This window comes from Sediminibacter sp. Hel_I_10 (assembly GCF_000688335.1).
In the GTDB taxonomy this organism is placed as follows: Bacteria; Bacteroidota; Bacteroidia; order Flavobacteriales; family Flavobacteriaceae; genus Psychroserpens.
The window spans coordinates 718,983-742,579 of record NZ_JHZX01000001.1; the positions used below are offsets into that span (position 1 = coordinate 718,983).

General features: G+C 35.7%; 20 protein-coding genes. 5 read left to right on the top strand and 15 right to left on the bottom strand.

Features of this window, described 5'->3' with window-relative positions; all coding sequences use genetic code 11:
- The first annotated feature begins 8 nt into the window (after positions 1 to 8).
- The 5 genes from P176_RS0103180 (at position 9) to P176_RS0103200 (ending at position 5,414) form a co-directional block, all read left to right on the top strand.
- A complete protein-coding gene (locus tag P176_RS0103180; protein ID WP_026753343.1) occupies positions 9 to 1,379 on the top strand; it encodes an exonuclease domain-containing protein in 1,371 nt (456 codons plus the stop codon).
- Positions 1,376 to 3,340: a DUF3857 domain-containing protein gene (locus P176_RS0103185; protein WP_026753344.1), complete on the top strand. Its 1,965-nt coding sequence runs from the start codon at positions 1,376 to 1,378 to the stop codon at positions 3,338 to 3,340. The genes P176_RS0103180 and P176_RS0103185 overlap by 4 nt, the downstream gene beginning before the upstream one ends.
- A 21-nt stretch (positions 3,341 to 3,361) precedes the next feature.
- A complete protein-coding gene (locus P176_RS0103190) occupies positions 3,362 to 4,231 on the top strand; it encodes an ion transporter (protein ID WP_026753345.1) in 870 nt (289 codons plus the stop codon).
- Complete coding sequence (miaA, locus tag P176_RS0103195) at positions 4,182 to 5,132, top strand: tRNA (adenosine(37)-N6)-dimethylallyltransferase MiaA (protein ID WP_231481169.1); 951 nt, start codon at positions 4,182 to 4,184, stop codon at positions 5,130 to 5,132. Before P176_RS0103190 ends, miaA begins: the two co-directional genes overlap by 50 nt.
- A 90-nt stretch (positions 5,133 to 5,222) precedes the next feature.
- On the top strand, positions 5,223 to 5,414 hold the full coding sequence (locus tag P176_RS0103200; RefSeq protein ID WP_026753347.1) for a cold-shock protein: 192 nt from the start codon (positions 5,223 to 5,225) through the stop codon (positions 5,412 to 5,414).
- A gap of 124 nt (positions 5,415 to 5,538) precedes the next feature.
- Here the strand turns inward: P176_RS0103200 and P176_RS0103205 are convergent, their stop codons facing one another.
- The 15 genes from P176_RS0103205 to P176_RS0103275 all read right to left on the bottom strand — a co-directional run bounded on the left by P176_RS0103205 (position 5,539) and on the right by P176_RS0103275 (position 23,550).
- The gene (locus P176_RS0103205) at positions 5,539 to 6,255 is read right to left on the bottom strand and encodes a response regulator transcription factor (protein WP_026753348.1); all 717 of its coding nucleotides are present in this window, start codon (positions 6,253 to 6,255) and stop codon (positions 5,539 to 5,541) included.
- A 3-nt stretch (positions 6,256 to 6,258) separates the two neighbouring features.
- Entirely contained in the window at positions 6,259 to 7,830 is a 1,572-nt protein-coding gene (locus P176_RS0103210) for a sensor histidine kinase KdpD (protein ID WP_026753349.1), read from the bottom strand.
- A 63-nt stretch (positions 7,831 to 7,893) separates the two neighbouring features.
- Positions 7,894 to 8,490, bottom strand: coding sequence for a dephospho-CoA kinase (coaE, locus tag P176_RS0103215; RefSeq protein ID WP_026753350.1), 597 nt, complete (start codon positions 8,488 to 8,490; stop codon positions 7,894 to 7,896).
- On the bottom strand, positions 8,487 to 9,455 hold the full coding sequence (locus P176_RS0103220; protein WP_037348688.1) for a CdaR family protein: 969 nt from the start codon (positions 9,453 to 9,455) through the stop codon (positions 8,487 to 8,489). The genes coaE and P176_RS0103220 overlap by 4 nt, the downstream gene beginning before the upstream one ends.
- Positions 9,439 to 10,458, bottom strand: coding sequence for a glycosyltransferase family 2 protein (locus P176_RS0103225; protein WP_026753352.1), 1,020 nt, complete (start codon positions 10,456 to 10,458; stop codon positions 9,439 to 9,441). The genes P176_RS0103220 and P176_RS0103225 overlap by 17 nt, the downstream gene beginning before the upstream one ends.
- 178 nt (positions 10,459 to 10,636) lie before the next feature.
- The gene (locus tag P176_RS0103230; protein ID WP_037348689.1) at positions 10,637 to 14,059 is read right to left on the bottom strand and encodes a GEVED domain-containing protein; all 3,423 of its coding nucleotides are present in this window, start codon (positions 14,057 to 14,059) and stop codon (positions 10,637 to 10,639) included.
- A 130-nt stretch (positions 14,060 to 14,189) separates the two neighbouring features.
- The gene (locus P176_RS0103235) at positions 14,190 to 15,893 is read right to left on the bottom strand and encodes an FG-GAP-like repeat-containing protein (protein ID WP_026753354.1); all 1,704 of its coding nucleotides are present in this window, start codon (positions 15,891 to 15,893) and stop codon (positions 14,190 to 14,192) included.
- A gap of 205 nt (positions 15,894 to 16,098) precedes the next feature.
- Positions 16,099 to 16,917: an enoyl-ACP reductase gene (locus tag P176_RS0103240; protein ID WP_026753355.1), complete on the bottom strand. Its 819-nt coding sequence runs from the start codon at positions 16,915 to 16,917 to the stop codon at positions 16,099 to 16,101.
- A gap of 120 nt (positions 16,918 to 17,037) precedes the next feature.
- Complete coding sequence (recN, locus tag P176_RS0103245) at positions 17,038 to 18,690, bottom strand: DNA repair protein RecN (protein ID WP_026753356.1); 1,653 nt, start codon at positions 18,688 to 18,690, stop codon at positions 17,038 to 17,040.
- An 81-nt stretch (positions 18,691 to 18,771) separates the two neighbouring features.
- The gene (locus P176_RS0103250) at positions 18,772 to 19,659 is read right to left on the bottom strand and encodes a DUF4835 family protein (RefSeq protein WP_026753357.1); all 888 of its coding nucleotides are present in this window, start codon (positions 19,657 to 19,659) and stop codon (positions 18,772 to 18,774) included.
- Positions 19,652 to 20,863, bottom strand: a complete 1,212-nt coding sequence (gene coaBC, locus P176_RS0103255) for a bifunctional phosphopantothenoylcysteine decarboxylase/phosphopantothenate--cysteine ligase CoaBC (protein ID WP_026753358.1) — start codon at positions 20,861 to 20,863, stop codon at positions 19,652 to 19,654. Before coaBC ends, P176_RS0103250 begins: the two co-directional genes overlap by 8 nt.
- Before the next feature lie 7 nt (positions 20,864 to 20,870).
- The gene (locus P176_RS0103260) at positions 20,871 to 21,203 is read right to left on the bottom strand and encodes a DNA-directed RNA polymerase subunit omega (RefSeq protein WP_026753359.1); all 333 of its coding nucleotides are present in this window, start codon (positions 21,201 to 21,203) and stop codon (positions 20,871 to 20,873) included.
- Between the two features lie 12 nt (positions 21,204 to 21,215).
- Positions 21,216 to 22,031 (bottom strand): outer membrane protein assembly factor BamD, encoded by an 816-nt coding sequence (locus P176_RS0103265; protein ID WP_026753360.1) that lies wholly within the window; start codon positions 22,029 to 22,031, stop codon positions 21,216 to 21,218.
- Between the two features lie 119 nt (positions 22,032 to 22,150).
- A complete protein-coding gene (gene dapA / locus P176_RS0103270; protein WP_026753361.1) occupies positions 22,151 to 23,032 on the bottom strand; it encodes a 4-hydroxy-tetrahydrodipicolinate synthase in 882 nt (293 codons plus the stop codon).
- Positions 23,032 to 23,550, bottom strand: coding sequence for a hypothetical protein (locus P176_RS0103275; RefSeq protein WP_026753362.1), 519 nt, complete (start codon positions 23,548 to 23,550; stop codon positions 23,032 to 23,034). The genes dapA and P176_RS0103275 overlap by 1 nt, the downstream gene beginning before the upstream one ends.
- Positions 23,551 to 23,597: the final 47 nt, after the last annotated feature.

Consider the following 23,597-nt stretch of genomic DNA (forward strand, 5'->3'; position numbering starts at 1 on the left):
AGATCATTATCTACGCAATATTAGACATAGAAACTACGGGCGGTAAATACAACGAAGAAGGCATTACAGAAATTGCCATCCATAAATTTGACGGCCATAAGGTTGTTGACACCTTCGTAAGCTTGGTAAATCCAGAACGAGAAATACAACCCTTCGTGGTGAATCTCACAGGCATCAATAGCAAGATGCTAAGAACAGCCCCCAAGTTTTATGAGGTAGCTAAACGTATTGTTGAAATCACTGAAGATTGCATTATTGTAGCCCATAATGCAGAATTTGATTATCGGATATTACGGACAGAGTTCAAACGCTTAGGGTTTCCATTTAAAAGAAAAACCCTGTGTACGGTACAATTGTCTCAACAGCTTATGCCAGATCAAGAGTCTTATAGTTTAGGAAAACTGACACGTGCTCTTGGTATCCCGGTAAGTGATAGACATAGAGCCAATGGGGATGCCCTTGCTACTGTAAAATTATTTAAGATGCTTTTGTCTAAAGATTCAGATAAAACCATCATTATCGATAGCGTAAAAGAGGATGTGTCTAAACGTATGAAAGACAACCATATTGAAATTGTTGAGAGTCTTCCATCAATTACAGGGGTCTATTATATTCATGATGAAAGCGGACAGATCATTTATATCGGTAAGAGTAAAAACATTAAGCATCGCGTCAACCAACACTTAACCAAGACAGATCGTAAGTCGAAAAAAATACAATTACTGGTAAAATCAGTCACTTACGAAGCAACAGGCAGCGAGTTGGTCGCCCTACTAAAAGAGAGCGAAGAGATTAAACGAAAATCACCCAAATTAAATAGAGCTCTGCGTCAAAAGCGGTTTTCTCACGGACTCTATAGCTTTATAGATCAAGATGGCTACCTCAATTTAAAGGTTGAACAAATCAGTAAAAATTCGAATCCAATAACGACATTTGGTAATTTACAAAGCGCTAAATCATTTTTGTTCAAAATGGTTGAAGTTCATGAGCTTTGTCTCAAATTAACGGGGTTAGAACTCTCTAAAACGGCCTGTTTTAACCAAAGCATTAACAAATGTAATGGCGCCTGTATCCAAAAAGAACCTGTAGATGTTTACAACCATCGTGTTTCAGAATTAATTCAGAAAAATTCATATAGTAATCAGGATATGGCCATAATAGATAAAGGTCGTGATATTGATGAACGTAGTGTTATTTATGTAAAAGATGGCGTTTTTAAAGGTTTGGGATTTGCTGATCTTAATTATCAAATCAATAAAACCTCAATACTTGAGTCTATTATAACCCCCATGGAAAATAATAGAGATACTCAGCACATCATACAAAGTTATTTACGTAAAAACAGACGTGTAAAAATCGTCCCAATTCAAACTACATGAGAACCTACCTACTCCTAATTTTTCTAGCCTTCACTAATTCTGTTTTTTGCCAGGACATCGAAGATTCTGAAAATTTCATTGTAACCAAATCCGATCTTGAGCAAAAAGTTTATCCAAAAGACTCAACTGCAAATGCACTTATACTATATGAGGTAGGTAAAAGTTGGGTTGACAGGAACGACTTTGAGTTAAACACAATAGTACGCCGAAAGCTTAAGATACTCAACAGGGATGGATTTAATGAAGGCACTATTGGTGTTGTTTTATATGACAACGGAAAGGGGAAGAAGGAAAAAATTGAGGATATCAAAGCCACTATTTATAATATTGAAAATGATGAGATTACTTCAACCAAGCTTAATGAAGCTGATATATTTGAAGAGGCTTATGACGAAAATTATACTATAGTTAAATTCACTTTTCCAAATTTAAAAGAAGGCTCAGTAATAGATTATAGCTATAAAACAGAATCGCCCTTTATGTTTAAATATAAAGGTTGGAATTTTCAGGGTAATATTCCAAAAATTTACAGCGAATACAATGCAAGTATTCCCGGAAACTGGGAATACAATATTAAATTAGTTGGAGGAAAAAGATTAACAACCAAGTCTTCAAAATTAAAAAAACACTGTTTAAACACGTCTAATGGTTCTAGTGCAAATTGTGCAGAGTATAAATATGCCATGAAAGATATCCCTGCTTTTATAGAAGAGGATTATATGACTACCAAAAATAATTATCTGGCGAGAATTGAATATGAATTAAAAACATTTAGGGCATTTGATGGGCGAATAGACCATATCACAGCAAGTTGGGAGGATACCGATAAAGAAATCAAAAAAGAAACAGATTTGGGTAGAGAGTTGAGAAAATCTGCTGTAGTTAAAAATCTGTTACCAGATTCAATAGCGAGCGTTAAAAACACTCTTGAGAAATCGAAAGCGATATTTAAGTTTGTTCAGCGTAATTATAATTGGAATGAAGAGTTTAAAGTATTGTATAATATATCGATAAAAGATTTGACAAAAGAAAATTCTGGAAGCATTGGAGAAATAAATGCACTTTTGCATAATCTTCTACTTGAAGAACATATAGAAGCAAAACCGGTATTATTATCTACTAGGCAAAACGGGTTTGCGACACAAATATATCCTGTGCTATCAGACTTTAATTATTTATTAATTCAGGTTAAAATAGATGGGACCAACTATCTTTTAGATGCTACTGACAAATTTCTAACATTCGGTCAGATACCATTTAGATGTCTTAATCAAAACGGTCGCTTGATTGATTTTGACAAAGAAAGTACTTGGGTTGATATTAAACCTGAAAAGAGCAGTAAGATCCAATACATATCAGGAATGAATCTTGATGACCAACTTAATCTAACAGGTAAAGTAAGAAGCGTTAGTTCAGGATACCACGGTTTAAATGCAAAAAAGTCATATAATGACTATAAATCATCCTATCTTAAAACTTTTGAAAAAGAAAATAGCGACATTAATTTTGATAATTTAGAAGTCGTTACTACAAATGTTGATGATAAGAACTTTAGCATCAACTTTGAAATTTCTTCAGAGATTAGTGCCGTGGGTAACAAAATATTTTTAAATCCTTACATCTTAAAATTCTTTTCCAAAAATCCATTTAAACTTCAAGAGCGTAGTTATCCAGTAGACTTTGGTTATGAGGATACTTATATTTTTACCTCTACCCTCACTTTAGACGAAAGCTATAAGATTTTGGAACTTCCAAAACCTGTTAATATAGGGCTACCCGATAATAAAGCCACTTTAACTTCTCAATTCAAACAAAGTGGAAATACCATTCAAATTTATTTTAAACTAGCGTTTAATGACGCTATTTATGAACCCGTATTTTACGACGCGCTGAAAGAGCTAATGTCTACTGTAGTCGATGTACAGACAAACGCACTGATTGTTTTAGAAAAGAAACCATAATCTTTTAGTATTTTTGATTGTATGAGCAACCAAAATTCTAAAAGCACTTGGAGAAGTAGACTTCATGAAATCATTTATGAAGCCGATACCCGTGCAGGTAAAGCATTTGACGTCGTTCTTCTTATTGTTATTTTATTAAGCATTGCTTTTGTAATGCTAGAAAGCATCAGAAGCATTGACAGAGCATACGGTGAGGTCCTCAATATTGCCGAATGGGTAGTTACGATCTTATTCAGTTTAGAATACATCGCAAGGATCATCACCGTTAGAAAACCATTTAAATACATTTTTAGTTTTTACGGTATAGTTGATTTTCTTTCTACAATACCCATGTATATTTCTTTTTTTATAGGCGGTGGTCATGCCCTAGTTGCTTTTAGAGCCTTAAGATTGCTACGAGTATTTAGGGTTCTAAAATTAGCACGTTACTTGGGTGCTTCAGACATGTTATCTTCTGCCTTGAAGGCGAGTCGCGCTAAAATTTCGGTATTTCTGTTTGCCGTGTTGATCCTATCGGTGATATTTGGAACATTAATGTATCTTATTGAAGGTGCCGAAAGCGGATTTACCAGTATCCCCATAAGTGTCTATTGGTGTATTGTGACTTTAACGACAGTAGGATTTGGAGATATTGCCCCGGTAACACCTTTAGGCCAATTGATCGCTACATTTATTATGATCATGGGTTACGGTATTATTGCCGTACCAACTGGAATTGTTTCTGCGGAATATACTTCACAAGTCAATAAAGGAGCACCAAAAGCTCCTAAAAAACCATATCCAAATACACACTTAAATTCTCAATCCTGCCATAATTGTCACGCAGACAAGCATAAAGATAATGCTGAGTTTTGCTATAATTGTGGCTATAGATTGCACCATGATGTCTAAATATCTCATTGCTATTGTTGGCCCAACTGCCATAGGAAAAACGGCTTTAAGCATCAAACTGGCCAACTATTTTAATACAGAAATCATTTCTGCAGACTCAAGACAGTTCTATAGAGAGATGTCTATAGGAACCGCCGCTCCAACCAAAACAGAGCTAGCATCTGCACCACATCATTTTATCCACCACAAATCTATTGAAGACAACTATAGTGTTGGAGCCTTTGAGCGCGATGCGATAGCTCAACTCGATCAACTTTTTAAAACACGTCCAGTGGTCATTATGGTCGGGGGATCTGGGTTATATGTTGATGCCGTGACAAAAGGTTTAGATGAGTTTCCAGAAGTCAATCCAAAAATAAGACCCGATTTGAATGAAAAACTTCAATCTGAAGGACTTGAAGCATTACAATTTCAGCTTAAGCAATTAGACACTAAAGCTTATGAAACTATCGCCATAGATAATCCACATCGTGTGATCAGGGCTTTGGAAGTTTCTATTTCTAGTGGTAAGCCTTATTCTTCTTTTTTGACTTCTGAAACAAAGCAGAGAACCTTTGAGACCATTACCATAGGGGTTACAGCAGATCGAGAACTTATTTATGACAGAATCAATAATCGAGTTGACGTCATGATAAAAGATGGACTGGTAGATGAAGTTGAAGCGCTGCTGCCAAAGAAACAATTGAATGCTCTAAATACGGTTGCCTATAAGGAGCTATTTAATGTACTAGAAGGTGAGTGGGATTTGGAATTTGCGATTTCTGAAATAAAAAAGAATACTAGACGCTTTGCAAAACGACAGTTAACCTGGTTTAAACGAAATAAAGACACGCTTTGGTTTGACACAGAAACGGATATAAATCAAGTTATTGAGGCCATTGAATTAGCGATAAAAGCATAAAATTTAAAATATTCTTGAAATAATATATAAAAACTCTTGCTTTCAATTATTTAACCTTACATTTGTGGCTTAAATAATTTAATTAATATTATGAGTAAAGGTACAGTAAAATTCTTCAACGATACTAAAGGTTTCGGATTTATCACAGAAGAAGGAAACAACAAAGAACATTTTGTACACATTTCTGGTTTAATCGACGAAGTTCGTGAAGGAGATGAAGTAGAATTCGAATTAACAGAAGGAAAAAAAGGATTGAACGCAATTAACGTAAGAGTTATATAATTTCGATATTTTTTTAAAGTTAAAAGCCCATCTTACGATGGGCTTTTTTTATGGCATAAAAAGTCATGATATAAAAAAATCCAATCGATTAAGATTGGATTTTTTTAGTATTATAAAGTAATATTTATTCAGAATCTTTACTGTTAACCACTAATCTAAAGCCTTCTCCATGAATATTTAAAATTTCAACCTCTTCATCTAGTTTTAAATATTTACGCAGCTTAGCAATATATACGTCCATACTTCTAGACGTAAAGTAATTATCATCTCTCCAAATCTTAGTTAAAGCCAGTTCTCTTGGCATTAAATCATTTTCATGAAGTGCCAACATGCGGAGTAGCTCGTTTTCCTTTGGAGATAATTTAATAGGATCTTTACCATCAAATTTCAAGAAACGAAGTTTAGAATTAAGATCAAATCTTCCAATCTTAAATTCAAACTGCTTGCTATCTGCAACACTATCGGTTGCTTTTCTTTGCATGATTGCCTTGATTTTCATCAACAAGACTTCACTATCAAAAGGTTTGTTCAAATAATCATCTGCACCTACCTTATACCCCTTTAAGACATCTTCTTTCATGGCTTTTGCCGTTAAAAAAATAATGGGCACATCTTCATTCTTCTCTCTAATCTCTTTAGCTAAGGTAAAGCCATCCTTGTAAGGCATCATGACATCTAAAATACATAGATCATAATCATCTTTTTTGAATTTCTCAAAACCTTCCATTCCGTTCTTGGCATGAACTACATCATAATCATTCATCTGCAGGTAATCCTTTAATACCGTACCGAAATTTGGATCGTCCTCAACTAAGAGTATTTTTTTATTTTGTTCTTCCATAATTTAAGATATTAATGGTAGCTTAATTATAAACGTACTACCTTTTCCTTTTTCGCTTTCTACTGAAATATGACCTTGATGGTCATCTATAATTCGTTTGACATAGGCTAAACCTAAGCCGTGTCCTTTTACATTGTGTACATTACCAGTGTGTTCTCTATAAAACTTCTCAAACACACGCTTTTGTACTTGTTTTGACATCCCATTACCTTGATCTGAAATTTTCAGCAAAATGCTGTTTCCAACATTCTCTGTATAGACATCAATTTTGGGAGGTTCGTCACTATACTTAATCGCATTATCCAACACATTTACAATAACGTTTGTAAAATGTGTTTCATTAGCAAGAACCGACGATTCTTCTGCGTTTAAATGTGTTTTAACATAGCCTTGTCTGTCTTCAACAATAAGCTCTACGTGCGTAATGGCATCTTCAATAAGATCGTGTAATAGAAAACGTTCCTTACTAATATTCAACTCATTTTTCTCAAGTTTTGAAATTCTTAGAACATTCTCAACTTGTGCATGCATGCGCTTATTTTCATCTTTGATCATTTTTAAGTAACGCATTACCTTTTCTTGATCTCCAATGATTTTTGGGTTTCGAATAGAATCTAAGGCCAAGTTTATTGTTGCAATAGGCGTCTTGAACTCATGCGTCATATTATTAATAAAATCTGACTTGATCTGTGAGATCTGACGCTGCTTAATCAATTGATAAATGGCACTAGAGTATGCTAGTATAATTACCGAAGTAAAGATGATAGATAAGGCAATCATTCCATAAATGGAAGACAATAAATAACGCCTTCTTTCTGGAAAATCAACATAAAGGCTAAAATCACTCTGATTATTATTATCTAAAAAAACAGGCACGCCAATAGTAGACTGCGTGTTCAATTCAAAATTTTCAGAATGTACCTTAGTTGATAAGTCATTATCATATATAGCAAACTCATAATCTGTACTAATACCGTTATTTTTAAGCTGAGTATTGATTAAGCTATCTACTTCTTCGGTAGATACTCTTTTATACACCGGTAAGTTTTGAAATTGATCCCTAGTTATGGTTTCAAATTGTGCCTTGTCAAGATACGTCATATCATTGATGCTCTTGATAGACTTTTGAAGACTCAAACTCGCATTACCGTCAACATCATCTGTTTTAAAAATAGAGGTTGATCTATTGCTTTTAAAACGGCTTAAATTGATACTATCCAATCCAATTTCAAAGAACAATGATGGTACTTTATAACTTTCTTCTGAAATGGCATTACCATAAACTCTTGTTTCTCGGGAAGCATCATCCTGTTCTAGAATGATAATTTGCCGCATTGCTGAAGAATCTGGGTTTACGCCATTATTTATTAAATCCTGAATCTTACTAGAGTATAATCTAAACTCATTATCCTCTATGGCTTTAGAAACAAAACTAAGAGAGCGCTTTGCGTTTAGTGTAAACTGCTTTTCTTCATTTTCAAGAGAATTATTAATAAAGAGCGCCTGAACAAAAATAATCCCTATGAGGGATAAACTCATCAACACCACCAATAAAACGAAAAGCTTTTTGCCCATCGACCAAATTTAACATTTTAACATTTACAAAAACTGCCTTTAACCTTACATTAACACATCATTTCAGATGTATTTATGAGCATTCCTTAAAAGTTTAGCATGAATGTTCTCAACTTGTTTTTCTGTAGAATCTAAATCGTGATTTTCTATAATAAAATCCGATTTATCTGCCTTGTCTTTATCAGACCATTGATTTTCCATGATCTTTTCTATAGACGCCCTTGAGCGGTCATCTCTAGATAGAACCCGCTCTATGCGCGCTTCTTTCTCTGCAACTACAGTAATGATTTGATCATATTGGTGCTGCATATCGTGTTCAAAAATGATGGCGGCTTCCTTTATAGCGTATGGAGCGTCCTGTTTTTTACACCATTTTTTAAAATGCGCTGCTACCTTAGGATGAACGATGGCATTCATTTTTGCAAGTAAATCCCGATTATTAAAAATGGCCTCTGCGATTAACTTTCGGTCTAATATATTCTCGTGATAAACCTTCTCACCAAAAAGAGCAACAAGTTCCCGTCGCACTACTTTTGAGCGCCCCATGATCAATTTAGCTTCAACATCAGCCACATAGATTGGGACCCCAAGTTTTTTGAAATAATTTGCAACAGTGGTTTTGCCACTACCTATACCTCCAGTTAGGCCAACGATCATCATTGTGTAATTACAAATTCAACCTTATCCTGTTTCATTTTAGCAGTTTTTACTTGGGGATTGTTAATGGTTAATTTTGGCGTGAAAAAGGATTGGTTTTGTTGTTCGACCTCATTATAATCACATTCTATTTTAAAATCATTCGGTTTGATGGATTTATAATCTGTGAGACTCACATAGTAGGAGACCTTTATAGTCTTTGGAAAATAATTAATCTGTTTGTTAGCAGGTAAATTATTCAACAATACAGGAACATCAAGTGTGCCTTCTGTAAATTTAGCGACAGGTATGCTGACCTTAACGCTTTCCGAAGAAAATTTAAGCTGACTCGCATTTTCGGGTAACTCTAGATTTATAGATTGGTCCACAGGATTTTTAACCTCATTTAAAACAACAGTTTTTGTATAAATCTCCTCAAGTTCTGAAATCTTGGCTTGTGGCCCAATAATTTCAATTGAATCCGGGATGACCCTTATAGAATCTATAGCGTCATAGCCAGAGGCAAAAGATATTTCAGATTTTATCTTTACGGGAATTTTCTTCACGCTTAATGTATCAAACGGAAATTCAACAAGATTTGGAGCAATTGAGATGATTTCGGTAGACCCACCTAATTGATCTTTTATTTGTTCTCGGTTATCATCTGCCAACCAAATGTAAGTATCATTTTCAATAGTAGCATTTTGCTCTAGGTCTACCCCAATACTATGGCTAATAAGACTATAATAAAACAGCTTAAAGCCATAATCTGATATGGTTAATTTCACTTCTGGGACCGTATCAAATGTAATGACTCTACTTTCTGGAACATTTGTATAGTCTAATTGCAACGTTACCGTCTCAGTATAAACCTGTGACAATTTCGTAAAGACCAATATGGAAAATGATAGTAACAAAAACAGTCCGAAAACATTTATTTTTTTACTCTTAACAGACTTGGCAAGTTTTTGTTTAATGTATTTGATCATTGTCAAAGAATAAGTTCGGAAATCTTGATTTTGGGTCTTGTTTTAAAATATGTATGGCAATATGAGATTTTGCAAAACCAATACCATAACCAAAAAACTGAATAAATATAGCCAATACCGATTGAAATGCCACGCTTATGTTTTTGGAATTTATCAGTGATAAGACAAAAACCAAGAGCACATAAACTAAATACATTAATATTGGCAACAAGAATCCCAATATCAGTAAAACTAAAGACATTAATAAACCGACACTAAAACAAGTTGGAAGCCAATAGGTGATTTTCTCGGTTTCTGGATGCCATTTATTAAGTATGGGTCTTACTAAACCAAATTTAGAGACTTGCTTATAGAAACTTTTCCATGAAATACGACGTTTGTGATAGACGAATGCCTTCGGAAAAATTACAGTTCTAAATCCCATGTTATTAAGTCTTATTGAAAGATCTGGATCTTCTCCTGGATGTATGGTACCAAATCCCCCTGAAGCTAAAAATGCTTTTTTAGAAATGCCCATATTGAAACTTCTAGGCTGAAAATCTTTAATTTCAGCATTTCCACCTCTAATACCTCCAGTGGTGATTATTGAAGTCATTGCGAAACTGATGGCTTTTTGAAGATTTGTAAATGATGGATGTGCTGCATCTGGACCTCCAAAACAATCTACAAAATTGGATTCTAAATACTTTTTTACAAAAGTTAAATAGGTCTTTGGCAAGATACAGTCTGAATCTAAAATGATAAAATAATTACCTTTTGATTTAAGCATACCAAAGTTTCTGGAGTCTCCAGGACCAGAGTTCGCTTTAGAATAGTAGGATAGGTTTAACTGCTGTTGATAGCGCTCTACAACGGCTTTACAGTCTAAGGTAGAACCATCTTCTACAATCACAATTTCAAATGCGTGATTCCCATCTAAGTTTTTGAAACTTTCTAAGAGCTCATCCACCTCATCGGGTCTATTATAAACTGGGATTACAAAAGAAAAAGATAATCTTTCCATGAGGTAAAGGTAAGTATTGTGTTCTTAAAATAACTGGAGAACAGCGCAGCGAATTTAAGTTTTTAGAGAATGAATATCCTAATTGCAAAAACTAAAATATCAATCCTATAAGAGGCAAACAAAAAAAGTCCCGCTCTCGCGGGACTTTTCAAATTAATTAAGGTTAGTTAGCTATTAGTTACTCTTTAATCAATTTTATTGTTCTAGACGTATTTCCAATAGTCACTTTAGCAAAATAAGCACCTTGCTCAAAAGATCCAGTTTCTAAGTCTGCTTCTAAAGCTCTTGGCGATACATTTAATACTTCTTGACCCAACATGTTATAAATTACAACATGATCAATTTGTGATTGCGCTTTAAGGTGCAATTGATTGTTGATTGGGTTAGGGAAATATGTGAAATTAGATTGATTTTCAATTATGCTTGTAGATAATGTCGAGTCTACCGTCACTATATAATCTTCGGTCTCACCTCTTCCATTCCCATATGAACAAGGAGCATCATCTCCAGGGTTGGAATCATTGTAATCTATCATTACACGCATTCTATAATCTCCATTTGGAGTACCATCAGGAATTGTAATAGTTCCTGTAAATGGTCCGCTACCATAACTTGTTGTGGTAAAGGCTACCTCAGATGTATCAAATGTATAGTCGTTATTCCAATCTATCCAAACTGCACTTCCTACGGTACCTCCAACAATTACTATTTCAAAATCTAATTCGTCATTAGATGCCCCACTTACCGCTAAAGACTCTGTGTTATTTTGAAAACCATTAGGTGCAAATCCTGAAGATAGGTTTGAGATATTTTCGTACTCCCCTAAAGTTGAAAAGCTATCAATATATGTTGCACTACTTGTACTTGGTGGCACACAATAGCCAGCATTAAATGTAAAAACGGCAGACCATGCACTCAGATCACCACCGTCGCAGTTACTTTGAACACGTAGATCATAAAGCGTATCCAAGGTTAAACCTGTAGCCGTAGCAAATATATCTGCAGTAGAGCCACTATCTATAACACCAACACCTTGATCATTACCTTGAGGCACAATTTCCCAGTTATATTCTATTGGAGTAGTTCCATCAGTTGGTGCTTCCCATGACAAATCTGCTGAATCAGGTGCTACAAAACTAGCGGCAAGACCATCTGGAACATAGCAAGTAGGCGGAGTACCTACGCAAACATCAAAGGTTGATGTTTGTCCAGGATTAGAAGTCCAGGTATATACTTGAACATAATACGTATTACCAGGTGTTAACCCTTCTAAATTCACAGTTTGTGGGTCACTGCATTCTATGCTTTCTCCTAGATCACCGCAAGTACCTTCGTAAAACGTTATATACATATCACTGGTACCGCTTGTGAAATTGGTAAGTGACAGTCTATGCTCCTCTGATGTTGCTTCAAAAGTGAACCAAATATCATCATCTTCGGTACCAAAACAGGTGCTATTGCCAACACCTGAATCAGTAGCTCCAGCGATAGTAGCGTTAGTTACCTCATTACAAGAATAGTCTGGATTAACAGTTAAAGCTATAGCTCCAGAACAATCATCATTTGCCAAAGGCTCAACAATGAGTTCAATATTAACGTTATCTGTACCGTCCCAAGCACCATTAAATCCGCCATAAGTAAAACCTGAGTTATCCAGACGCCATCTTGCTGCTACATAATTTGAACCAATAGGTGCTGTTGCAGTTTCATAAAAGTACTCATCATCATTCCCATTATCTCCTAAATAAGTAGCCTCTTGCCATAATGTGGTATCCCATGTTGCAGGGTCTGTATTTTCATCATTTATTGCAATCCAACACTCAATACCAGCTCCTTGTCCTTCGGGGTTAGTCAGTCCATCTTCGTAGGCTTTTGCATAAACAGTTACTGAAGTACCAACCTCTACTGTTAATGATTCTGAACTTCCATTTTCCGGGTCACTTCCTGTTTCCTGCACATATTGCACATTATAAAAATCGAGCACTGAACCATCATTGACATTAACTGGCGCACCCACTGCGTCTAATGCTGCACAAATATCATTCTCACTCACAATATCCAAAACTTCTGCTGCTGTCGTCGTACCAAAAGTAACCACGCTTAAATCTAAAAAGTTAGGATCTGTTTCAAAAGCTGAATCTGTAAGAGCTACGAGTGTATGGATTGTGTAATCACCTAATTCAGTTACATCAAAACTTGGTGTTGCAGACACTTGCTCGATTACTAAATCTGCTCCTGAAGTTAACACATACGTTACGTCGTAATCAGCAGGCACCGTTGGCGCTGCATCTTCGGTCGCACTAATAGTTACAGTAGTTCCAGATAAAACTACTGACGCTTCATCTGCAGTTAAGGTACCTGCTGCTGCATTACAACCCTCTTCTATATCTAAAGTATATGCTGTACTTTGTGGAGTAGCCCAAGTAGAAATCACGATATAATATGTTATCCCTGATGTTAAGGCAGCTTCAACAACTCTATCTTCTGTACCGCTATTTCCTACAAAACCAACGCAAGTCGGCTCTGCATCTACACATCCATCTAAAACATGTAATCCAGAGTATGTGGAACCAATATTTGATAACGTAAATACAAAATTACCATCACTAGCTGGTGTAAATGCATATACAACATCATCTCCGCTCATATAGAATGCACTGCATGAACTTGAATTATTTTCATAATCATCTCCATAAAGATTCGTATTGTCTGAAGTGGTATATGGTAACTCACTTACAACAATAGGATCACTGCAAACTGACCCAGTAATGGGAGTATCAATAGTTGTAAACGTTTGCTCTGTACATCCAGTTGCACTACCGTTGTCATTGTATGGCGTGATAGTAACATAATAAATTGTTTCAAACGCTAATGTGCCAAGGTCATAAGAGGTGACATTACCAACGTTCGTTGTAGCCAAAACTTCAGATCCTCCACTAGTCGTTCCAACTGTTAACTCATAAAATGTTGGTACTCCTGTAGCTGCACTCCAAGATATGTTGCCATCAATCTCCACATCTGTCTCTTCAGCTAGAACCGCGTCACAGTTTGGTGGATTTTCTGCTACCTGTGAAGCAATAAAATTATCCACATAAAAAAAATAGTCACCGCCAGCCCAAGTGTTAAGTATTCTTAATTTCACATCACTATCCATTGGCAAATCTGTACCTGCAATTGTGGTACTAGCAACAGCACATTCGTTGTCTACAATGTGATTGCTATCATCTATTGTAAACGCAGTTGTCCAAGTTGCTCCATCATCGTTGGAATATTGTAATTCTGCAGTTCCCCAACCCGCCGGAGTTGCAACGGTAGCCGCAGACCAGTTGACCACTTTGTATTCGAAACTTACTGTAAGATCTGTAGCATTGGAAGCACCTACTAAATTTGGTGAGGTCAAATTTGCCGAAAGAACTCCAAAATTCCCTCCATACAAATTAACTCTTTCAGAATTGCCCTCACATGATTGTGAACCGGTATTGGAGTAATTGTCAGTCCAACCTGAGGGAGTTCCCGAATTGAAATTCTCGAAAATCCCGACCTGAGCATACGAAAACATGACTGATAAAACTGCCGTTAGCAGAATGGTAATTTTTCTCATTGTTTGTTAATTTTTAGTTAATAGAAGGTTAAGATATAAAGTTTAAACCACCTATCAGCCTGCCAATTAATCTAATCGATAAAACGGTTTTTTATTCGTTAAAAGAACTGTTTTTTGAAAAAAATTTGGGCTATTTCTTGATAAATGAATAGCTCTTTGTAAAATCATCACTGCTGATTTTGATTAGGTACATTCCAGAAGTTAAATTGGAGACATCTGCCTGTTTTAACAAAGAATCAAAGGGCACGCTCACAATTCTTCCTGAGACATCATAAACAACACATTGACTAACAGCGATATTGGCTCTTACGTAAAGAATTTCCTTTACAGGATTAGGATAAATCAAAATATCCTCCGCATCAACTGGATCTAGATTTAAAGTAGCACCCTCTATAAACTCTACGGTCTCATTGCCCTCAATATCTGTATAGCTCTCTATTAAACCATTGGGCCAAGTAATAGTTAACTCATCTATAATCTCTGTAGCGCCCAAACCAAAATATATAGAACTTGAATTTTGACTCAAGTATCCTTCCCCACAGTGCGTATAACGAAACTGGTGTTCGCCATTAATCGTCATTTCCAATCTTGCTCCTACAGCATCTCTGTTGCTCTCTGCACCCTGTAGTTTTATCTTAAGCCAATTATTAGCTGTAGTGGTATTATTGTGCCACAAATACATATTTTGATTCATATTGTTACTCACCGCCATATCAGGAAAACCATCATTGTCAACATCTCCAATAGCGTTAGAGTGGCTAAACCCCAGATCCCCTGAAAAACAACTGTTATTCAAAGTAAAGCTTTCATCACCATCATTTACGTAAAATGCAGCAGGTAAATAAGGACCAGTTGCCGTATTGTATTGGCTGCAAACATATAAATCAAGATTTGTGTCATTATCCGCATCAAAAAAAGCAGCGCCCCAACTTATACTGTTCATTAAAGTATTTGACGATGAGGCAATATCGGTAAAGGTTTCGTCTCCATTATTTTTCAGAAACACGTTACCGTTTTGGGTGTTGGTGAGGTAAATATCAAACCAGCCGTCATTATTAAAATCTCCTACTGTAACCGTCATGGCGTCAATAATAACTCCTGCTCCTGACGACTCACTAATATCAGTAAACGTGCCATCTCCATTGTTTTTGTAGAGTTTATTCGGAAACTCATACTTATCATTAGAAACATATAAATCTTGAAATCCATCATTATTGATATCTAAAAATGCAGAACAAAATGAATACATTAGAGTCTGATCAATTCCCGCAGAAACACTTACTTCGGTAAAGGTTTGATCTCCATTATTTCTATAGAGCTTATTAGGATACGTAATCGAACGGTTACTTAAAAACACATCTAAAAAACCATCATTATCATAATCTCCCCAAGATGCACCATAAGTCTCAAAATTAGTGGGGGATATTCCCGAACTATTAGTTATATCTTGCATCACCATATCCCCGTTATTTACCAGTAAGCGATTTCCATTAGTATCACTCGTCACAAAAAGATCTTTATCACCATCGTTATCAATATCTACCCAATTAACCTGTCGGGTTTGATAGAGAAACGTAGGAACCGTAAAATCGTCTTCTACAAAAGCACCATTGTTATTCTTAAAATAATGCACATCTTGATTACTGCCTGATGTTAAAGTAATGTCATCCCAACCGTCTCCGTCATAGTCATGAAATGTGATTCCGTTGCCTAAGAAGGTGGTTCCTGAAGAAATATCAAGCCCCAATACTGGAGCTTCATTTACGAAACTAATTTGAGCGTTTGAAACACCAAATAAAAGAAGTACGAAGAAACAAGAAAAGTAGTTTTTCAAAATAATCAGATTATTTAACGATAATTTAATCTAAAAGTAAACAAATAAATAGTCACTTTCTTAAAATACAGAGGCATCGTTATTAACCGAATAAGATAAGATTGAAGATGTCATGTTTTTACATGCCATCTAATACCTTCTTTTTTAAAACAGAAAAACCGATGGTTGAGCCATCGGTTTTTCTAGTATGTATTTAGAGTAATTTTTATTTATTCTCTACAAAGGTCTCCATTACAGCATCACTTACCCCCATATTACTAAAACCGCCATCATTATAAAGGTTTTGAAGTGTCACTCTCTTAGTAAGGTCACTAAACAAGGTCACTGTATAATTAGCACAATCTAAAGCCGTGGCGTTTCCTAAAGGTGACATTTTCTCAGCATAAGCAATAAAGCCGTCAAATCCTTTTACACCGCTTCCTGCTGTAGTAGGCGTTGGTGATTGTGAGATGGTATTGACTCGTACTTTTTTATCTTTTCCGAAGAAATAACCAAAACTACGTGCAATACTTTCTAAATAGGCCTTATTATCTGCCATATCATTGTAATCTGGAAACACACGTTGCGCTGCCATATAAGTTAAGGCTACAATGCTGCCCCACTCATTCATAGCATCTGCCTTATAAAGTGTTTGCATGACCTTATGAAAAGACATTGCAGAAACATCTGTTCCTTTTTGCGTCCAAGCATAATTTTGATCGGTGTAGTGTTTGCCTTTTCTCACGTTTATAGACATCCCGATAGAATGGAGTACAAAATCTATTTTACCACCCAAAATCTCCATGGCTTGTGCTACTAAATTTTGCAAATCTTCTTCTGAGGTTGCATCTGCAGGAATAATTTGAGAGCCAGTTTTTTCCGCCAATTCATTAATCTGTCCCATTCTCATGGCAACGGGTGCATTGGTCAACACAAAAGTTCCACCTTCTTCGTGTACGCGCTCTGCTGTTTTCCAAGCAATAGAATTTTCATCTAGTGCCCCAAAAATAATTCCCTTTTTTCCTTTTAGTAAATTGTATGACATAGTTTGAGTAATTAGCAGTTTTTAAAACCTTTCAAAAATAGAAATCGTTTTATTTACAATGGTTAATATTTTAAAGTCAAAGTTAAAAAAACTTTATACTTAAAACTGAAATGCTAACTATTAATTGAGTAGTTCTTTAGCATGAGCCAAAGCAGATGAAGATAGGTCTGACCCTCCTAGCATTTGTGCAATTTCAACAATACGTTCTTCTTGAGTTAATTGTTTAATCTGGCTGAATGTGACATTATCAATATCTTCTTTAAATACTTTATAATGTGTATCGCCTTTAGCTGCAATTTGGGGTAAGTGTGTTATTGAAAACACCTGCATCTTCTTACTCATTTGTTGCATGATTACTCCCATTTTATTAGAAATTTCACCAGAAACTCCGGTATCAATCTCATCAAACATAATGGTTGGTAATTGTGTGTATTTTGTAAGAACCGATTTAATAGCAAGCATAATACGAGACAGCTCCCCTCCTGAAGCGGCCTTTTTCAACTCGTTAAACTGACCTCCTTTATTTGCTGAAAAAAGAAATTGAAGATCATCTTTTCCGTTATCCAAGAATACTTCGGAAGGGTTGAGCTTGATATCAAACTTAGCGTTTGGCATCCCCAGAGTTTCTAAAATGGTTTCTAATTGCTGCGTTAATTTAGGTAGAATGGTTGATCGCTTATCGTGTATAGCATCTGATAACTTTTGTAATTCCAACTCGCAAGTCTCTAATTGCTTTTGGGTTTCTAAAATATCGTCATCCAGATGTTCTGTCACCTCTATTTTTGATCTTAGATCTTCCCGTATGGCAATTAATTCATCAATATCTGAAACACTGTGCTTTTGCAAAAGGTTATTAATGATTTGCAGCTTCGCGTTGACCTTGTCTAATTGATCTGGGTCTGCTTCTAACTGGTCTTGTAGCTGTTCTATTTCAGAAAAAATATCATCCAGTTCTATCAAACTACTCGCCACCCGCTCATAAATGGATTTATAACTTGACGAATAATTAGAGAGTTTGGAAAGCTGACTTTTAATTTCGGTCAAAGAAGCCGTTACACCAATATCATCATTACTCATAAGCTCATGAGATGCATTCAATTTTTCTTTGATTTCCTCTACGTTATTGAGCGTTTCGTACTCAGCTTCTAAAACCTCAAGCTCCCCTTTAATCAGTTTAGCATCATCTAATTCTTTTAACAAAAAGCTATTATAATCCAGCTCTTTAATTGCCTCGGCTTTTTGTTCTTGCAAGGCCTTAAGCGCTTTTTTAAGTTGCTTAAATTGCTTTAGTTGACCCGAATAAGTTTCTAAAAGCTTGGCATTATCAGCCAAAGCATCGATAACTTGAAACTGAAAATCATCATTGGTCAACTGCAACGTTTGATGTTGTGAATGAATGTCTAGCAAACGCACACCCAAAACTTGGAGACTATCTAAATTTACAGGCGTATCATTGATAAAAGCTCTCGATTTTCCCGATGGCAATATCTCACGCCTAATAATGGTCAAAGGCTCATAATCTAAATCTTCAGATTTAAATAAGGATTTGAGATTGTATTTTGTAATGTCAAACGTGGCTTCAATCACACATTTTTTTGAGTCGTCTTTGACACTGCTCAAATCTGCACGTTTTCCTAAAATAAGTGACAAACCTCCTAATAGTATCGATTTTCCCGCTCCCGTTTCTCCTGTAATAATGGATAAACCATTATTAAATTTAACAGATAGATCATCTATTAACGCGTAATTTTTTATGGAAAGTTGTGTGAGCACAGGCTATGTTGGAGTTCTATAGTTGTTGGTTATGAGATCTTTGATATCAAATGAATGTTTCATTTGAATAGGTAATTCTGGCTAAAAGCTAATACTACGCCATTGGGATGAACGTGTTGGCGCAATCTTAGTAAGTACTTCTTTCAATTCGGCGACATTTACTGTAGGTCCGCCGCTAAAAATCTGTTGAATTTCATCTGCTTTAGCATCAAAAAACACACGCAGTAAAAATGAATTAGGCCTACGACTGTTCATCGTTTTCAAGTTTTGGATACCAGATGCTATTTGCTCTTTCCCCGTTTTAGGATCTTCACTCATAACATCCAAACCGTTTCTATGATAATCGTACATTACATTTCTAAATTCTTTAAATGTAGGAGAAAGCAGATTGTCTATTAAGGTAAACCGTGTTTGCTGTCCGTCTTCTAGCTTCCAGCCTTTGGTATTTAATTGTTGTGAATAATTTAAAATGGTTTGCGCTTGTTTAAAATGCTCATCACCGCCTTTAAGCGCAAACGTATCTGCATCTAAGCCTAACAACATGTAGATATGAAAAGTAAGCACAGACACGAGATTAGATTCGAATTGATTAGGATTAAAGATTAAATTCTGAAATTCTAAGTATTGAAAATTGAAGTTCTTATCATTAAAATTATAAACTGGTGTAGAATAACTTGAACCATACACAGGCCTTGAGGATTGTACTTGAATGGTGCCTTGAAATGAATCTGAATTGTAGTCATTTATGGTAATCACCATGCTGCACGTAATGCGTTCTTGGGTTTTATAATTACCGTCTGTCCACTCGGTATTGTTTACAAATTCGGTTAATTGGCGCTCCAAGGTTTTAAATACTTGAACATTTTCATTACCCGTATTTTGAGCATTTACCACTACCTCACAATTGAGCTCTTGGGCCGAAGACGCCATACTCAACACTCCTATTAATGATAAAATTATGTTACGCATCTATTGTCTTTATAATAAATTGGATGAGATCATTAGCCACCTCTGATTTCGATTTTAAAGGAAACTCCTTGGCCTCATGATCACCTGTTATAAAAGTAACTTTATTTGTTGAACTACCAAAACCTGCACCTTTATCGTTTAAAGAATTTAGCACAATCATGTTCAGGTTTTTAGACTTCAATTTTGAAATGGCATTGGCCATCTCATTATTGGTTTCAAGGGCAAAACCCACCAAAAACTGTTTGGTCTTGATCTCTCCAAGAGATTTTAGAATATCCTGAGTTTTTTCTAGCTCTAAAGTTAACGTTGTATCCTTCTTTTTTATTTTTTGAGTGGCTACATTTTTTGGACGATAGTCTGCTACGGCTGCTGATAAAATAGCGACATCTGCCGTTTCAAAATGTAAATGAACTTCATCATACATCTCTTTTGCGCTGGTGACTTTCTTAAGCTGAATCAAATGACTATCTACATTTTCGTGCGAAGGTCCAGATACTAATATCACCTCAGCTCCCATCTTAGCCGCCGATTTTGCGATCTCAAATCCCATTTTCCCACTTGAGTGATTTCCAATAAACCGAACTGGGTCAATAGACTCATAAGTTGGTCCTGCGGTAATGAGTATCTTTTTACCACGTAACGGTAATTTTCCTAAAATATCATCTTCTATAAATTGAACGATGTCTTCAGGCTCTGCCATTCGACCTTCGCCAACAAGACCACTTGCCAATTCTCCGCTAGTTGCTGGAATCATAATATTTCCGAAGCCTTGAAGTGATTTTAAGGATGTTAATGTAGACTGGTGTTTGTACATATCCAAGTCCATCGCAGGCGCAAAGTAAACAGGACATTTAGCAGATAGATACGTAGCTAACAAAAGGTTATCACAAGCACCATTAGCCATTTTAGACAAGGTATTAGCCGTGGCAGGGGCAATAATAAATAGATCTGCCCACAGTCCAAGCTCAACATGATTATTCCAAACCGCATTGTCATCCTCTTCATTCACAAAAGAGGAAAACACGGGGTTTTTAGATAAAGTAGAAAGTGTTAAGGGGGTAATAAAATCTTTAGAAGCAGGTGTCATCACGATTTTCACGGTGGCACCTGCTTTTATAAAAAGCCGTGTAAGGCTCGCAGTTTTATAAGCGGCGATACCGGCAGTAATGCCCAAGAGTATGTTTTTCCCGCTTAATATAGACATAGGTATCTTATTCCTGGATATCGTCGTCTGTATTTCTGTAGTAGATTTTATCATCTAACCACTCTTGTACAGCCAATGCGTGAGGTTTTGGTAATTTTTCGTAAAATTTAGATACCTCAATTTGCTCTTTGTTTTCAAAAATCTCCTCAAGACTATCGTTATAAGTTGCAAATTCTTCAAGCTTGTCAACTAACTCACGTCTAATATCTGTGTTGATTTGTTCTGCGCGTTTTGAAATCACAGAAATAGCTTCATAGATATTATCGGTTGGGGCGTCGATAATGTTTCTGTCATAAGTTACAGAACTAACTGGAGCCGTGGTTTTTTTTAAATCTGTCATTGGTATCGTATATTAGCTTTTTGTATCAAATTGTTGTAACGCGCTGGTCATTTCAGCATTCATTCTATCTGCCTCAGGCATAAATTGAGAGCTTGGATAAAATTTCTTAAAGGAATCATAGTATCCCTTTGCAATATTTAATCGCTCCTCTTTTCTTCGATCTACACTATTGATGCCCAATCTGTAAGCCGAATCTAATCGGTAAAACATAGCATCTTCCCTAAAACTAGTTCCAGGGTATTCTATTAAAAAATTATCAAACGCCTTAATAGCCGCTTCATAATCTGAGGATTCAAAATAGGCAATCTTGTTATACTGTTTTGCAATTTCAAATGCCTTTTTCTCTAATTTATAATCCAACTCCTTAATAAGGATATTAGCTTCTGCCAAATACTGAGAGTTTGGATATTTATTGACAAACAATTGTAACTTCTCAAGAGCCTCAATGGTTTCTTTTTGTTCTTTAGAATATACTGGAGAGAGCTGATAATAACTCTTTGCAGATAAAAACGATGCTTCTTCTACCTTTTCACTCTGTGGATATGAGCGCTCAAAATTCTCAAATTGATATCCAGAAATATAATAATCTTTCATTTGATAAAATGCATTGGCATGCATAAACATCAACTTTTCGGCCTGTGGCTTACCCCGGAATTTAGGCACAATCTGCTCAAACAATCGGTTGGCTTTATTATACTTACCAGCATCATAAAGTTCTGTACCGAACTTAAACTTGGTGGCTACATCCTCAGACTTCAATGCTTTTTGGTATTCACTACAAGAGGACAATACCAAAACAGCCGTCATTACATAAAAAAAATTCTTCATATTAAAAAACAGGTTGCAAAAGTACGTATTAATAACGTATTAAAAAAACAAAAGTTAGGGACGAAAATAAGGGTTGTGATTAGCCTAAAATCCTATTTAAGTTATATTTAACGCTAAAATTAAGAATCTAATTTTTGAAGTGCTGTTTTGATTTTTTCCTGAAGTTCAGCGCTAGCCTCAACCAATGGCAATCTCACAGTTGGTTTCGCTAAACCTAATGCCGTTAAAACTGCCTTGATCCCCGCAGGATTGTTTTCAGAAAAAATTAAGGAGGTCATATCCATAAGATCAAAATGGATGTTGTAAGCTTCTTTCGCTTTTCCTTCAAGACCCAATCGAATCATTTTTGAGAACTGCTTTGGTAAAGCCTGACCGATAACAGAGATCACACCAGCGCCTCCGGCTAAAACAATCCCCAAAACCAGATCATCATCTCCTGATATAATTAGAAAATCTTGAGGTTTATCTCTAAGTAATTTTAAATATTGAGCAACATTATTTCCTGCTTCTTTTACGGCAATGATGTTTTTAAAATCGTTTGCTAATCTTATAGTGGTTTCTGGCGTCATGTTTGAAGCCGTTCTCCCTGGTACATTGTATAAGATAATATCTACAGGACAAACTGCAGAAATTGCCTTGAAATGTTGATAAATACCTTCTTGTGTGGGTTTACTATAATAAGGTGAGACTGATAGAATAGCATCGATCTCAGACAAATCGGTACTATTGATCTCCTCGATGACTGCAGCTGTATTATTACCTCCAATTCCCAATACCAAAGGGACACGCTTATCTGTAGCCTTTACAATTGTTTTAGTGATTTCTATTTTTTCTTGCTTTGTAATGGTTACGCTTTCGCCTGTGGTCCCACTGATCACAATATAATTGGTACCGTTTTTAATATTGAAATCCACCAAATTGGCTAACGCCTCATGGTCAACTGTTTGATCGTCTTTAAATGGTGTAATAATAGCAATACCGGTGCCGTTGAACTTAGTCATTATAATTTGTTTAGTACGTTTAAATATTTAGTCAACTCGCTCGTAAAAAGCTTGAATTGATTGGTTTCAACATCAATGGTTAAATCAAAAAACCGTAAATCCCTAGGTGAAATTCCCACTTTAAATTCGGCCTTAGATTGGGCTGCAATAACATCTAACTCCAAATGTGGCTCCCTATAAAAACATAACAGCATATCATAATTGGTATCTACAAACAGCTGCAGTTCTGGATGGTTTATTTTCCCGTTCCACCCAATATGTTTTGGGCTGTAGTAGGCTCCCCACAATTCACGTGATGCTTTTTCATCGGCCACAAAGGCTACAATACGTGTTCTAGCTTGCTGAATATCAAGACTTTTAAAAAAAGTATGAATGGCTTCTACATCATAATATTCATCTGTATTGAGAAGCACACCAACTGTTTGAATATCACCTTGTTTTACTGAGCCAGAGCGCTCGCTTAACAATTTGTTGATATACTTTTGATTCGATTTTTCCTTAAATCGCTTAAAAAACATTTACCTTTGACGTTTGCACAAATGTAGTAAAAACTCATTTCAAGACA